At 64.1% G+C, this 12,872-nt stretch carries 13 protein-coding genes; 6 read left to right on the top strand and 7 right to left on the bottom strand.

Features of this window, described 5'->3' with window-relative positions; translation table 11 throughout:
- The first annotated feature begins 1 nt into the window (after window position 1).
- From fliF to W911_RS04030, 5 genes are read left to right on the top strand one after another with little or no spacing between them, the layout of a single operon-like run.
- Complete coding sequence (gene fliF / locus W911_RS04010; RefSeq protein WP_023786231.1) at window positions 2-1,681, top strand: flagellar basal-body MS-ring/collar protein FliF; 1,680 nt, start codon at window positions 2-4, stop codon at window positions 1,679-1,681.
- Window positions 1,678-2,367: a hypothetical protein gene (locus W911_RS04015; RefSeq protein WP_023786232.1), complete on the top strand. Its 690-nt coding sequence runs from the start codon at window positions 1,678-1,680 to the stop codon at window positions 2,365-2,367. Before fliF ends, W911_RS04015 begins: the two co-directional genes overlap by 4 nt.
- Window positions 2,364-3,518: a flagellar motor protein MotB gene (locus tag W911_RS04020; RefSeq protein ID WP_023786233.1), complete on the top strand. Its 1,155-nt coding sequence runs from the start codon at window positions 2,364-2,366 to the stop codon at window positions 3,516-3,518. Before W911_RS04015 ends, W911_RS04020 begins: the two co-directional genes overlap by 4 nt.
- On the top strand, window positions 3,515-4,738 hold the full coding sequence (locus W911_RS04025; protein ID WP_023786234.1) for a chemotaxis protein MotC: 1,224 nt from the start codon (window positions 3,515-3,517) through the stop codon (window positions 4,736-4,738). Before W911_RS04020 ends, W911_RS04025 begins: the two co-directional genes overlap by 4 nt.
- Window positions 4,738-6,225, top strand: coding sequence for a flagellar hook-length control protein FliK (locus tag W911_RS04030; protein WP_023786235.1), 1,488 nt, complete (start codon window positions 4,738-4,740; stop codon window positions 6,223-6,225). The genes W911_RS04025 and W911_RS04030 overlap by 1 nt, the downstream gene beginning before the upstream one ends.
- 403 nt (window positions 6,226-6,628) lie before the next feature.
- Here W911_RS04030 and W911_RS04035 read toward each other — a convergent pair whose 3' ends face one another.
- Window positions 6,629-6,853, bottom strand: coding sequence for a hypothetical protein (locus tag W911_RS04035; protein ID WP_023786236.1), 225 nt, complete (start codon window positions 6,851-6,853; stop codon window positions 6,629-6,631).
- A gap of 216 nt (window positions 6,854-7,069) precedes the next feature.
- Window positions 7,070-7,330, bottom strand: coding sequence for a hypothetical protein (locus tag W911_RS04040; RefSeq protein ID WP_023786237.1), 261 nt, complete (start codon window positions 7,328-7,330; stop codon window positions 7,070-7,072).
- Between the two features lie 172 nt (window positions 7,331-7,502).
- Here W911_RS04040 and W911_RS17170 point away from each other — a divergent pair, with 172 nt between their 5' ends.
- Window positions 7,503-8,297: a lysozyme gene (locus W911_RS17170; RefSeq protein ID WP_023786238.1), complete on the top strand. Its 795-nt coding sequence runs from the start codon at window positions 7,503-7,505 to the stop codon at window positions 8,295-8,297.
- A gap of 34 nt (window positions 8,298-8,331) precedes the next feature.
- Here the strand turns inward: W911_RS17170 and W911_RS04050 are convergent, their stop codons facing one another.
- The 5 genes from W911_RS04050 to W911_RS04070 form a co-directional block, all read right to left on the bottom strand.
- Entirely contained in the window at window positions 8,332-9,261 is a 930-nt protein-coding gene (locus tag W911_RS04050) for a CheR family methyltransferase (RefSeq protein WP_023786239.1), read from the bottom strand.
- Window positions 9,262-9,340: 79 nt separating this feature from the next.
- A complete protein-coding gene (locus tag W911_RS04055) occupies window positions 9,341-9,706 on the bottom strand; it encodes a response regulator (protein WP_023786240.1) in 366 nt (121 codons plus the stop codon).
- A gap of 32 nt (window positions 9,707-9,738) precedes the next feature.
- Window positions 9,739-10,212, bottom strand: coding sequence for a chemotaxis protein CheW (locus W911_RS04060; protein WP_023786241.1), 474 nt, complete (start codon window positions 10,210-10,212; stop codon window positions 9,739-9,741).
- Window positions 10,209-12,374 (bottom strand): hybrid sensor histidine kinase/response regulator, encoded by a 2,166-nt coding sequence (locus W911_RS04065; RefSeq protein ID WP_051388508.1) that lies wholly within the window; start codon window positions 12,372-12,374, stop codon window positions 10,209-10,211. Before W911_RS04065 ends, W911_RS04060 begins: the two co-directional genes overlap by 4 nt.
- Window positions 12,371-12,850, bottom strand: coding sequence for an Hpt domain-containing protein (locus W911_RS04070; RefSeq protein WP_041316246.1), 480 nt, complete (start codon window positions 12,848-12,850; stop codon window positions 12,371-12,373). The genes W911_RS04065 and W911_RS04070 overlap by 4 nt, the downstream gene beginning before the upstream one ends.
- Window positions 12,851-12,872: the final 22 nt, after the last annotated feature.

Raw genomic sequence — 12,872 nt, forward strand, 5'->3', positions numbered from 1 at the left:
AATGCTCGGGGTTGAACAACTGGAGAGACTTTGGGGCAATCTGCTTGCCCTGGGCCCGAGGCGCCTGGCAGCGCTCGGCGTCGTCGGTCTTGCCGTGTTCGCTGCGGTGGGGCTTGGCAGCTACTACCTCAGCCGATCCGATATGGAGACGCTTTACTCCGGTCTCAATTCGCAGGACGTGAGCCGTATCGGCGCTGCGTTGCGCGAGTCGGGCATTGCCTTCGACGTCAATTCCGAGGGTACGCGGGTGATGGTGCGGCGTGGCGAGACCGCGCAGGCTAGAATGCTTCTCGCTGAAAAGGGCCTGCCCGCAAGCTCGAATGCCGGTTACGAGCTGTTCGACAAGCTTGGTCCCATCGGTCTGACGTCCTTCATGCAAGAGGTGACGCGCGTCCGGGCCATCGAAGGGGAGCTTTCGCGCACCATCCAGGCCATGAAGGGCGTGAAGGCCGCGCGCGTGCACATCGTGCTGCCGGAGACGGGCTCTTTCCGCCGTGGGCGGCAACCGGCTTCTGCCTCCGTCGTCATTCGGACGGAAGTGGCGGCGGACGCCTCGACCGCGCGTGCCATTCGCCATCTCGTGGCGGCTGCGGTGCCGGGGCTCACCATCGACGATATCAGCGTTCTGCACACCGACGGGACGGTGCTGGCCTCCGCAGGGGACGGCGCATCGACGGCATCGAGCCGCATGATCGAGCTCGAAAAGACGATCTCGAAGGATCTCGGCGACAACGTTCGCAAGACGCTCACGCCTTATCTCGGGTTCGATAACTTCGAGGTCAGTGTGGCCGCGCGCCTGAACATGGACAAGCGCCAGACCAACGAGACGACGTTCGATCCGGATTCGCGTGTCGAGCGCTCGCTTCGCGTGGTGAAGGAAAGCGGCAGTCAGCAGGATTCGACGTCGCGCAATCCGGTCGGCGTCGAGCAGAACGTGCCGGATCAGGGTGCGAACGGCGCAGGCGGCGATCAATCGCTGCGCAAGAACGACCGGCGCGAGGATCTCAGCAACTTCGAGCTGAACACGAAGACGACATCGACGATCAGCGAGGGCTATCGCATCGATGCGCTGACGATCGCCGTCGTCGTGAACCGGAAGCGGCTTTTGGAGACGCTCGGCGTTTCCGCCGATCCGGAGACGGTGCAGGCGCAGGTGAAAGAGGTGGAGCGTCTTGTCGCGACGGCGGCGGGCGTGGATACCGAGCGCGGCGATCAGATCAGCGTGGTCGCTGTCGAGTTTGCCGAGGATTCGCGCTTGTCCGATATGTCCGGCTCGGCAAGCCTGGTCGGGCCTCTGATCGGCCTCGCGACGGGGCTTATCAAGGCGCTCACCGTGCTCGGTTTGGTGTTCATCGTCGTGATGTTCGGCGTCCGGCCGGTCACGCGGGCGCTGCTCGATCAGCGCGAGGACCAGGTTGCGGGCGGCGCGTTGGCTGCGGATGGGGAAGCCGATGACGGCTCGCTGCTGACCGCCAACGACGACGGCGATCCGGCGCTTTCACAGTCGGCTGCAACGGCCGAGCTGCTCGGCATCAAGGCGCAACGCGAGCCGAACCTTATCGAAGACATCACGAGCGATGTGATGCGTCTTTCGCAGCGCCGGCTTGAGCAGATGGTGCAGCTCGACGAAGAGCAGGCCGCCAACATCCTCAAGCAGTGGATGCGCGAGCGTGCGGCATGACGGCTACTTTTCCGGTCCGTCATTACCTCACGGAGATTTCCGGAGACGCCGTCCGGACGAAGGACGACACGGGGCGGCCGGGACGCAACGCGGCTGTCGAAGCGGAAGCGCGCATAGAAGAAGCGCGCACGCGCGGCATTCTCGACGGACGTGCTGCTGCGGACGCGGAATATGCCGCGTTGCTTGCCGCCAAGGATGCGGCGTTCGAGGAGAGGCTTGCGTCGGAACGGCAGAAGTGGGCCGTAGACGAGGGCGGGCGGCTCGGCAACCTCTTTCACGCTGGCTTGATGGATGTCGAGCAACGGGTTGCGGAGCAGGTCGGACGAATTCTGAAGCCGATTTTTGCCGATGAGGTTCGTCGCGCTGCTGTTTCGGCTCTCTCGCAAACGCTCACGGAAATGCTGGCGAAGGGCGCATATACGCGCATTGCGATTTCCGGTCCGTCCGATCTTCTTTCCGCATTGCAGGCTCGCGTCGGCGAGGTGGATGCCGCTTTGAGCTTCGTTGTGTCCGAGCGTGTCGATCTCGTTGTCCATGCGGACGAAACGGTTCTCGAAACACGCATCGGTGCCTGGGGCAAGTTTATCGAGGCCGGGGCGGAACCCGCAACCTCCACTCTTTCGGGCGCGGAAGGTTCTGTCGCAGAGTTGGAAAATCCGCCTTACCCGACGGGAGGCGCGGAATGAGCGACGGGCAAGTTCCACACGAAGTCGTCATTGTCCGGCGGCGTGGCGGCGACGGTGACGAGGGTCATCACGGCGGCGCGTGGAAAATTGCCTTCGCCGACCTCATGACGGCGATGATGGCGTTCTTCCTCGTGATGTGGCTGCTGAACGTCTCCGATAAGGAGAAGATCCAGCAGATCGCCACCTATTTCAATCCGATGAAGCTCAACTCGAAAATTCCGACACGCAAAGGCGTCCAGGAAGAGCGGGACGCCGCACAGTCGGCTCCGTTGGCTGAGGGGCCCACCGATCAGGGCGCGACGGTCAGTGAGGTCGAGGGTAAGGATACGCAACAGGGCGGCCATAAGCGCGGCGGCGATGGCGTGCTCGAAGAAGGCGATCCGCAGAAGGCGGAAGAAGAGCTGTTCAACGATCCGTACGGCGTGCTCGCGCGGCTTGCGCAAGAGGCGTCTCAGGGTGACACGGAGCAGGGAACGCGAGGGCAATCCGAAACGACAGCGCGTGGCGGCGAAGGGTTCAGCAATCCGTTCGAGCCGTTTGCCGACCGGCAGGTCATTCCCGAGACGGGTGAGCGCGCGCCGCTGACTTTGGACGACCCCGGCCTTCAGCCGGATCCGACAGATGCGCCCGATGAGATGGCGAAAGCGCCGGCTTCGGCGGCGGAAGAGGCCGCGTCCCAGGAGGCCCGCCGAGAAGTGAGCACGCTCAAAGCGGAGCTTGGGCAAGAGCTTGCCGGCATCTCTCCGGAGAAGAGACCGAGCATCGATGTCGAGAGGGTGTCCGACGGGCTTCTGATCAGCCTGACGGACGATTTCCGTTTCGGCATGTTTGCGAGCGCTTCCGCAGAGCCGAAACCTGAGATGGTCGTCGTGATGGAAAAAATCGCGAAGGTTCTGGCCGAGCGCGAAGGGCGCATCGTGGTGCGCGGCCATACCGACGCCCGGCCGTTCCGCAGCGAGCGAAACAACAACTGGCGACTGTCGATGTCGCGCGCAAAGGTCGCGTATTACATGCTGGCGCGCGGGGGTGTCGACGAAGGCCGCTTCGAGAGCATCGAGGGGCGCGCGGATCGCGACCTCAAGATCGAATCCGATCCGAACGCGGCAGAAAACCGCCGCATCGAGATCCTGATCAGGGACGATGCGTCATGATGTTCCGTGCGATCGTTCTCGCGGCTTCTGTTTTGACGCTCGGCTGTTCTCTTGCTCTCGCCGCCGATGCGCCGCAAGACGGCGAGCCCGATGCAGAGGGTGCGGAAGCTGCGGCTGCCGTCGTTCCGCTGTGGCCCGAGCTGCCCGCGGTGGAAGCGGATCAGCAGCCCTATGTTCTCATTCGCGCGCTGCGCTCGGTTCAGGATGAAGTGGCGGTCGGCAGCACGACGGCGCACGAGCAGCAGCGGCAGATTCTGCGAGATCTCGGCAGTCAATTGCGGGGCCTACCCGTCCAAGTCTGGGACGACGTGCGCAATGTGCGTGCGGCCGTGTTTTTCGCGCTGTCCGGCGGCGATCCTGCGGTTTTGAAGATCGTCATCGGCCGAACCAAAACGCCCTACGTGGAGCGTCGGCTTTTGCGCGGCGCGCTCGCGTACGGGGAGGGACGCCAGAGGGATGCGCTTGGGCTGTTGCATCCGATCAAGGCGCGCGATCTCGATCCTGTTCTCGGTGGGATGGTTGCGCTCATTCAAGGAACGTTGCTGGCGCGAACGAACTCCAAGGACGCCATTCAGAGATTGGATGAGGCGCGTCTTCTGGCGCCCGGAACGCTGATCGAGGAATCCGCGCTGAGGCAAGAGATCCTGCTGGTCGCGCGCGAAGGGGAAATCGAGCGCTTCGATGTTTTGACGGACCAGTATTCGCGACGCTTTCCGAATTCGCTGTTCGCGCAAAGTTTTCGCCGCCAGTTCTTTGCCGGTGTGGCACGACAGGACTTCAAGCGGGCGTCGGAATGGATTTCGCGCACGCAGACCGAGCTGATGAAGGTGCCGGCCGGCGAGCGTGTCGGTCTTTATCTCGCGATCGCGCAAGAGGCGACGAAGGGCGGCAATCTCGACATCGCGAAATTCGCGGCCGGAAAGGCGCGTGAGCTTTCGCATGCGGGAAGCCGGCAGATGGCGCGCGCTCTTCTGTACGAAGGTGCGGCACGCGTGGCTACGGATGAGTTCGAGACGGGGGTGGCTTTGCTTCGCGAGGTCGATCTGACGGCACTCGATGCGGCCGATCGGGAGGTTCATGCCGCGGCCCTCGCCGTTTCTAGGTCGGTCGGTGCATGGCCGGAAGCCGGGGAGGAACCGGACGCGGAGGTTCCGTCATCGGTTAGCAACGCTCAGACTTTGCTGTCGGATATCGATACGCTTTTGGGAGGGTCGCTCTAGTGACCGCTGCACAGGCTTTGGCACCAGGATTGTCTTCGCCGTCGTCCTCTCGGCCGTCGGCTTCGGGGGCGGGCGGCGAGCGTGGAGGGGCGTCGTTCCGCGATACGCTCGACCACGCGGCGAAGGCCTCGCCGGATGCCGCGGCGTCCCGGCCCCGGAAACAGGGGCAGGACGAGACCCCGTCGAACTCCGATCCGCAGCAGGCGTCCGGGACCGGCACTGAAATCGGCACGGCCGAGCAGAATGCGGCACCGATGGGCACACCTCCGGTGCAGGCGGCCGAGGCGCGGCGCGGCGCACCTGCGAGCCAGAGCGGCATGGCCGCAAATCAACCGGCATCTCTCGTGGCGCGGCTGCAGGCGCTGCTGGGACAGGGCGAAGCGGCAGCACAAACAAGCGCGGACGCGGAGGGCGGCCCCTGGCTTCCAGGCACGGCGGAGAATGACGGAGAGGTGTTCGACGCGGCGCGTCTGCTTGCGATCATGAGATCGGATGGCGCGCAGGGGGCGAATGCAACCGGCGGCGCAACGGTGGTGACCGTGCTTGGACAGGAGCGCCATCTTGCTCTTGCCCGCATGTCTCCCGAACTCACGACCGCGCTTGCGCAGGAGCAGGATCTTGCAGCGACGGTGCGGAGTGACGCCAATGCCGCGGCGAGCAATGCGGCGGTGTTGTCCTCTCAGGCCGATGCGGCGGGCGAGGTTCTGGAGCGCACGCGCGCCCAAGCCCAAGCCCAAGGCGATGATACGTCCCGCCTTGGAACGGAACTCGGAACGGGACGGCGCGGTGCGCTCTTTGCCGCCGATGGGCGGGGACAGGGCGGTGCCGGGCTTGGCGAGCACGGACAAGAGGGACGCCAGCAGGACGGGCGGAACTCGGGCACGGGCGGGCAGGCGACAGGCGCCAACTTTGCTTCCGCTATGCAGGGTGTTGGACTGCAAGCGATAAACACGGCGCGCGGTACGCCGGGTGCGGCTGCCGCTCACGATCCCGCCGCCGATCAGATCGCGGCCCGCATCCGCTCGGAGCTGACCGCGGGCGGGCTCGGCGAGCCGTCATCCGAGGGCGTGGTCAAGGTGCTCAATCTGGAACTCAAGCCTGCGAACCTCGGTGCGGTGACCGTGCGGATGCAGCTCAAGGACAACGTGATCTCCATCCATGTGGAGGCGCAACACGCCGAGACGAGGGCGCTCATCGAGCGGGAGCAGGCCAAGCTCACGAGCGCGCTTTCGGCGGCAGGCTATACGGTGGAGACGATTACCGCGGTCCAGGGCGACGGCGTGCGGCCGGGTGGCTACGCGGCGCCTGGCGACAGCGGTTCGGCTGGATTCCAAGACTCTGGGAACCAAAACCAGGGTTCGCAAGATTCATCAGGTGATGGACGTTCGGGCCGGCCTTCGGGCGGCGATCATCAAAGATCCGGTTCCGGCGGTAACGATGACAACACGGCCGCCGCTCACAAGGGCGTCGATGGCGTCTATGTCTAACCGGCCGTTAGGTGCGTTTTGTGTGTCGGCGTTTTAGGTGCGAGTTGCGTGATGAGCGTGGTTCCGTTTCCGTCTGGTCCAAGAGCGGCGAGAGCGATGTCAAGCACAGGACTTCTCGGGCCTTTCCGGCTCGCTTACGACGATATCACCAATGCCATTCCGCGCGTCGCGCCGGGGGCCTTCGTTTTGGGACACAAGGGACCGGACGGCCGGTTCTATGTGGATTATGTGGGGCGCGCCGACCGCGATATTCGCGATCGGCTGCTTCAGCTCATCGGCTCAGGCAATCTGTTCAAGTACAGATGTCTGACCTCCATGGAGGCCGCATTCCATGCCGAATGCGACCTGTTCCACGACTTCCAGCCACCGGGAAACCGGATGCATCCCGACCGGCCTGCCGGTACTAATTTTGAATGTCCGAGGTGTCGGTTTTTCCGACTTCAGGGACGAGCATAGCCAAGATGTCGGTTAGCGCGGCCTGGTAGCCATGGTGCCAATAGGCCCGCTCAGGCGTGTGCGCATCGAGATGGCGCTGATCGACATCCGTATAAGGTGCTTCCTCTTCCAGCCACTCACGAATGTTATCGCGGCGCTGACGAAGCGTAGTCGCGTTGACTTTCTGGAACATTGTAGGCCCGACCCTGCAACTTCTTTGTGATGGCGCGCTGCGACTTTGCAGCAGCCTCATCCTTTCTACCGTAGTGGTCTTGAGGGCCACTTAGAGGGGGGAGGAAAAGTTGCTTCAAATTGTACGGATCTTGCGTGCCGGGATAGGACACATGGTGATCGTGCATCAACCGTGACCGGGCGCGCAGGCGAGCGTTTGCGAGGTTTCCGCAGCGATTCAGTGGACTTCCGGCAGCACGTCTGCGAGGCGCCGTGGCCCTTTGGGTTTCGGCTGGGCGGGCGCGCGGGCGACGATCTCGGTCGCGATGCGGCGGATCCAATCGTCGATGGTGGCTTCGGGATCGCGGCCGCGCGCAACGTCATTTGCGACGGCACCGGCGAGGTCGCGGGCAAGGACAGTGGCGCGCGTTTCGCCGAGCGGGCGAGAGAGCTCGCCGAGGGCGGAGATACGAGCGCGAAGGTTAGCAGAAAGCTGCATGGTTGCACCAAACGAAGACATGATCCGTTTTACGCAACTGCCGTGCCAAGTCTGGGCCGGATACTCTCGGGTCATGGGTGAGGAGGCTCGTATCCCATGAACGCCCCGTGGGATCAGCCTTGCGCAAGCGCCTGGCCTTAACAAGGGAGGCCGGAGGCCAGAGACCCCTGCCATGCACAGTTATTATCTGGATGCGATCCGCAACTTCGAGGGCTTCACGCCGAAGGCCTCCTGGGATTACGCGCAATTCTCGAACGGATACGGGACGCGGGCGCGCTTCGACGGCGAGGTGATCGACCGTGCCGAGGCGGAACGCCGCTTCAAGGCCGAAATTTCGGAAGCTCGCCAGATCGTCGAGCGTGCGGCGCCGCAAGTCGACGAGGGGACGAAAGCGGCCCTGACGTCGCTTACCTACAACGCGGGCACCACATGGGTTCGCAGCGGCCTCGGCGAGGCCGTGCGGGCCGGCGATCTCGATACGGTGCGCGAGATCTTTCAGAAGTACAACAAGGCGGGCGGCGAGGTGCTTCCTGGTCTCGTGCGCAGACGGACCGCGGAAGCGCAGTGGATCGGGAATCCGGCAGCCGTCCAGCTCGCGCAGGGCGAGGCAAGCGATCGGTTAGGGCAACTGGTGGCGGCGGCAACGTCTGCGGGCGGCGATCGCGATCAGAGCGCGCAACGCGTGACGGATCTCATTCAAAAGCGGATGGCGCGTGCGATGCACTCGGCGGGAGATCAGGCGGGCGCCGGCGCCGAAACATCGCGCGTCGATCGCGAGATGGCCGGGACGACCACCGCAGCCGCACTCTCGCGCGCGGCGAGCGATGCGTTGCTCGCGCTTTCAGAGGCGGACCGGCTGACGTCGGAGCGGGTGGCGGACATGGCGCGCGCCGCGCAACTCGGCCGCGGAAGTGAACTGGCCATGCCCAACAAGGATGGCGAGAACGAAAAAACGCGCCGGATTTAATCCTGACGCGTTCTTCTCATCTTGAAAAGATTGTTTAGCCCGTCGTGCGCAGACGTGCGGCGGCCATGGCGGTTGCGGCAAAGCCAGGCGGCAGAGCACTGGCCGCGGGCTGCGGCGTGACGGGCCGAGCGGCTTGAAGCTGCGTTTGCGGCGCGCTCGTCTGGCGAACGAATATGCCCCGCTGTTCGGGATGGGCCACGAGATCGGTCTTGAGGCCGATCAGACTTTCGGACGCGCCGAGCGTCAGGAAGCCGTCGGGCGCGAGGATGCGCGTCATGCGGCTGAGGATGTCGGCCTTGAGGGCGGCGTCGAAGTAGATGAGCACGTTGCGGCAGAAGATGAGATCGAAGCGCCCGAGAGACGTGAAGTCCGACAGAAGATTGAGCTGGCGGAAGGTCACCTTGCTGCGCATCGCTTCGGAAATCTGCCAGCTTTCGCCGATCTGATTGAAGTGGCGGAGCAGCATGGGAGTCGGCAGGCCGCGCTGGACTTCGAACTGCGAATAGATGCCCTTGCGCGCCTTTTCGAGGACCGGCTCGGAGAGGTCGGTGCCGACGATCTCGATCTTCCAGCCCGGCATCTTGGCCGCGTGCTCGTCGAGGATCATGGCGAGGGAGTAGGCTTCCTGTCCCGAGGAGGCGGCGGCCGACCAGATGCGCAGGCGGCGATCCTTTTGGCGCGAGGCGATGAGTGCGGGCAAGATGAGGTTGCGGAACTGATCGAACGGCGTCTTGTCGCGGAAGAAGTACGTTTCGTTGATCGTCATCGCTTCGATGACGTCCTTGGCGAGCTTGGGCGACTGCTTGCGCTGCAGGATAAGCACGAGCTCATCGAGGCCTGAGAGCCGTTCACGCCGCACGATGGGCATGACGCGGCTTTCGACGAGATATTGCTTGGAGCTCTCCATCACCAATCCGGACGAGCGGCGCAGGAATTCGCAAAGAGCTTCGAAAGCTTGGGACATGGTACGCTTCACTAATCCAGAAGGTTGAGCCTGCTGCGGTTCGTCGTCTCGCGGGGACCGCAAGGCATCGAATGACGTCTCAAACCATGCCGATCTGTTCGAGCTTGGTGCGGATGATTTCCTGGTCGAACGGCTTCATGATGTATTCGGTGGCGCCAGCTTCGAGCGCGGTGATGATCTTATCGCGCGTGTTCTCGGTCGTGCAGAAGACAACCTGAGGATCGCCGCCGCCCGGCATCTTGCGAAGCTTGTGCAGGAATTCGAGGCCGCTCATGACCGGCATGTGCCAGTCGAGCAGGATGAGATCGGGAAGTTCAGCCTGACACTGCGTGAGAGCGTCTTCGCCATCCTGAGCTTCGGCCACTTCGAAGCCCATGCCGTCGAGGATCTGACGTGCGATCTTGCGAATGAACGCGCTGTCGTCCACCACCAAAGCTGTCTTCATGATACTCACCTTCACCTACACAGAAGTACGCATCAGTTCGTAAAGTCGAAGAGGGCCCCGATGTTGAGAGCGGGGATCAGAAGGTTGCCGACCTTGTAAAGCCCCGTCATGAGACGCGAGCGGGCCGGGTCGAAGTGGGCGGGGATCTGCACCTTCATCGACGCGTCAAGGGTGAGGACGTCGCCCACCTCGTCGACGATGAGGGCAAAGTTCTCGCCTTTATGCTCGATGCCGATGGCAAGCGCGTTCTGCACGTCGTCCATCGGGATCCCGAGGCGGCGGCGAAGGCTGACGGCGGTCACGATCTTTCCGCGCAAATTCACCAGGCCCACGATGTCGGCCGGGCCGAGCGGGATCGGGGTCACGCTCGTGATGCGGAAGATCGTCTGAGCCTGGAGGACGGAAAGGCCGAAGGCCTCGCCGCCTGCAAACACGGTGAAATAGCTCTCTTCGCCTGCGGTCGGAACGTCCGACACCATCTGAACGGCGGCGCTCATGCTGCTCATGCGGCAAGCTCCATGCTGGAAGCCTTGGCGTCGGCGGCGGTATCGAGCGCGAACGCGAGCGTTTCGAGCAGCGACTGGCGGTCGTGTTTGCTCAGGAGCGCGACGAGGCCGTTGTCTGTCGCTTTACGCGCCGCGCGGGTAGTGGCATGCGTCGCCACGCCGACGATGGGGATAAGGCTCGCGTTTTTGCGATCTCTCAATGCGGCGAGGGCGCCGGGGAGTGCAAAAGCCGGGGCGTCGAAATCGACGATCACGGCATCGTAGGCGGAGAACTGCCCGACAAGCTCGTTGATGTCGGCCGGGACTGCGGCTGCCGACAGGTTGTAGCCTGCTGCGGCGAGTGCGGGGCACAGCATGTCGCGTACGAGCTGGTCGTCAGCCGCGAAGAGAATGCGCTGCGGGCTTGTGCCGGTGCTGGTCGGCGGGTCCGCCATCCGGATGAAGTGCGATACGTCGAGAAGTTCCACCGCTTCGCCGCGGATTTCCGCGGAACCGACGATGTCGGAGTTGGCGCTTGCGAGTTGGATTTCGAGCTTCTCTTCGAGGATGTCGACGATCTCGTCCGTCATGAGGCCGATCGAGCGCTTCTCGGTGGCGATCACGAGAACGGGGTACGAGGGCTTCGACATGTCGATGTGATGGGAGATCGGCACGATCGGCATCAGGCGGCCCTGAAGCAGGACCATAAGGCGGCCGTCGGAGCTTTCGATGCGGCTCGTCTCGACCATTTCGATGCGCGACACGAGCGAGAGCGGCAGAACCTTCGGAGCGCCGGGGCCGGCGCGGAACATGACGAGGCGGCGGCGTTCGAGGGCGCCCTGGTCGCGCAGGTCGGTGCGCTTCTTGTCGGTCGATTTCTCGATGCCGAGGTTGGCGCCGATCCCTGCGGGATCGAGGATAAGCACCACGGAGCCGTCTCCGAGAATGGTGTGGCCGCTGAAGACCTTGAGGTGAGACAGCGAGGCGGAGAGCGGCTTGACGACGATTTCCTGGATGTCGGCCACGCCGTCCACGATGACGCAGAACGAATCCGTGCCGACGCGCATGACGACGGCGAGCTTTTCCGTCTCTTCGCTTTCGCTCGCGGCGGAGAAGCCGACGACATCGCGCAACTCGACGGCGGGGATCACTTCCTCGCGCAGCTTTAGAACAAGCGCGTTCTGGACGTTCTGGATCAGGTCCTTGTAGTTCTTGCCGAGGCTGACGGCCTCTACGACCGATGTCTGCGGAAGCGCGAAGCGCTGTCCCGCGACCTCGATGATCAGCGCCGGCGCGATGGCGAGCGTCAGCGGGATGCGGAGGGAGAAGCGGCTGCCCTTGCCGGGAGCGGACGACAACGACACCGATCCGCCGATGGCTTCGATGTTGGAGCGCACGACGTCCATGCCGACGCCGCGGCCGGAGACGTTGGAGACGACCTGGGCCGTGGAGAAGCCGGGCTCGAAGATGTAGCGATAGATCTCCTCGTTGCTCATGCTGCGGAGATCCTGCTCCGTCGCGAGGCCCTGCGTGGTGATCTTTGCCTTGATGCGCTCGATGTCGAGACCCTTGCCGTCGTCGGCAATGTCGATGGTGATCTGACCGGCCTCATGGGCTGCCGAAACGCGGATCTCGCCGCGCTCGGGCTTGCCGCTCGCGAGACGTTCTTCCGGCCTTTCGATGCCGTGGTCGGCGCAGTTGCGGATGAGGTGAGTCAGCGGATCGCGGATGACCTCGATGAGCTGACGGTCGAGCTCGGTGTCGGCGCCCTCGGTCACGAGGTCGATGTTCTTGCCGAGACTCGTCGAAAGCTCGCGCACGAGGCGGGGCAGGTTGGCGTAGAGGCGGCCGACGGGCTGCATGCGCGCGCGCATCACCGCGTCCTGGAGATCGCTCGTCAGCGTGGAAAGGTGCTGGAGCGGCGTCTTGATGGCGTCGTCCTCGCGGTGACGCGCCAACTCCAGGAGCTGGTTGCGCGAGAGAACGAGCTCGGAGACGAGCTGCATCATGCGTTCGATGGTGTCCACCGAGACGCGGATGGTTTCCTGATTCGGGTTGGCGGCGGTCTTCGCCTGCGCACCCTTCGTTTCCTCCTGCTTAGCGGCGGGAGCGGGCTGCGCCTGCTGCGCGGGCGCCTTTTCGGCCTTCGGGGCTTCCGCGACGGCGGCTGCGGCCTCGATCACGAGGGCGGGTTCAGGCTCGGCGTTCGGAGCGCTGTCTGCGGCCTGCGCGGGCGCGGGTTCGGCGTTCGCCTCCGCCGAGGCTGCCGCGGTGGCGGCTTCCGTTCCGGCGGCATAATAAGCTTCGAGCGCGTTGATGATCTCGCTGTCGTCGCCGGGGGTTCCCCGCCGTGCTGGCCGATCTCCTCGATGATCGTCTTGATGCGGTCGATGGCGGCCAGGATGATGGTGACCGAATGCTGGGTGGGGGGCACGCCGTCGCGCAGCATACCCATCACGGACTCGGCCGCGTGGCCGACGCGCTCAAGGCGATCGAGCCCCAAGAAGCTCGACGTGCCTTTGATGGTGTGAACCAGCCGGAAGATGCTCGAAATCAGCGAGGCGTCCGACGGGTTGCGCTCGAAATGAACGAGCTGCGTTTCGGCACCCTCGATGTGCTCGGTGGTCTCGGTCAGAAAGTCTCTCAGTAGCTCGTCCATGGAGCGGGTCCCTCAGCGACGG

Source organism: Hyphomicrobium nitrativorans NL23 (assembly GCF_000503895.1).
GTDB classification, from domain to species: Bacteria; Pseudomonadota; Alphaproteobacteria; order Rhizobiales; family Hyphomicrobiaceae; genus Hyphomicrobium_C; species Hyphomicrobium_C nitrativorans.

Bases quoted from the DNA above. Each gene is read 5' to 3' on its own strand.
- W911_RS04025 (WP_023786234.1), top strand. From the start codon at position 3,515: ATGATGTTCCGTGCGATCGTTCTCGCGGCTTCTGTTTTGACGCTCGGC.
- W911_RS04055 (WP_023786240.1), bottom strand. From the start codon at position 9,706: ATGAAGACAGCTTTGGTGGTGGACGACAGCGCGTTCATTCGCAAGATC.
- W911_RS04020 (WP_023786233.1), top strand. From the start codon at position 2,364: ATGAGCGACGGGCAAGTTCCACACGAAGTCGTCATTGTCCGGCGGCGT.
- W911_RS17170 (WP_023786238.1), top strand. From the start codon at position 7,503: ATGCACAGTTATTATCTGGATGCGATCCGCAACTTCGAGGGCTTCACG.
- W911_RS04060 (WP_023786241.1), bottom strand. From the start codon at position 10,212: ATGAGCAGCATGAGCGCCGCCGTTCAGATGGTGTCGGACGTTCCGACC.
- W911_RS04015 (WP_023786232.1), top strand. From the start codon at position 1,678: ATGACGGCTACTTTTCCGGTCCGTCATTACCTCACGGAGATTTCCGGA.
- W911_RS04070 (WP_041316246.1), bottom strand. From the start codon at position 12,850: ATGGACGAGCTACTGAGAGACTTTCTGACCGAGACCACCGAGCACATC.
- W911_RS04035 (WP_023786236.1), bottom strand. From the start codon at position 6,853: ATGTTCCAGAAAGTCAACGCGACTACGCTTCGTCAGCGCCGCGATAAC.
- W911_RS04050 (WP_023786239.1), bottom strand. From the start codon at position 9,261: ATGTCCCAAGCTTTCGAAGCTCTTTGCGAATTCCTGCGCCGCTCGTCC.
- fliF (WP_023786231.1), top strand. From the start codon at position 2: ATGCTCGGGGTTGAACAACTGGAGAGACTTTGGGGCAATCTGCTTGCC.
- W911_RS04040 (WP_023786237.1), bottom strand. From the start codon at position 7,330: ATGCAGCTTTCTGCTAACCTTCGCGCTCGTATCTCCGCCCTCGGCGAG.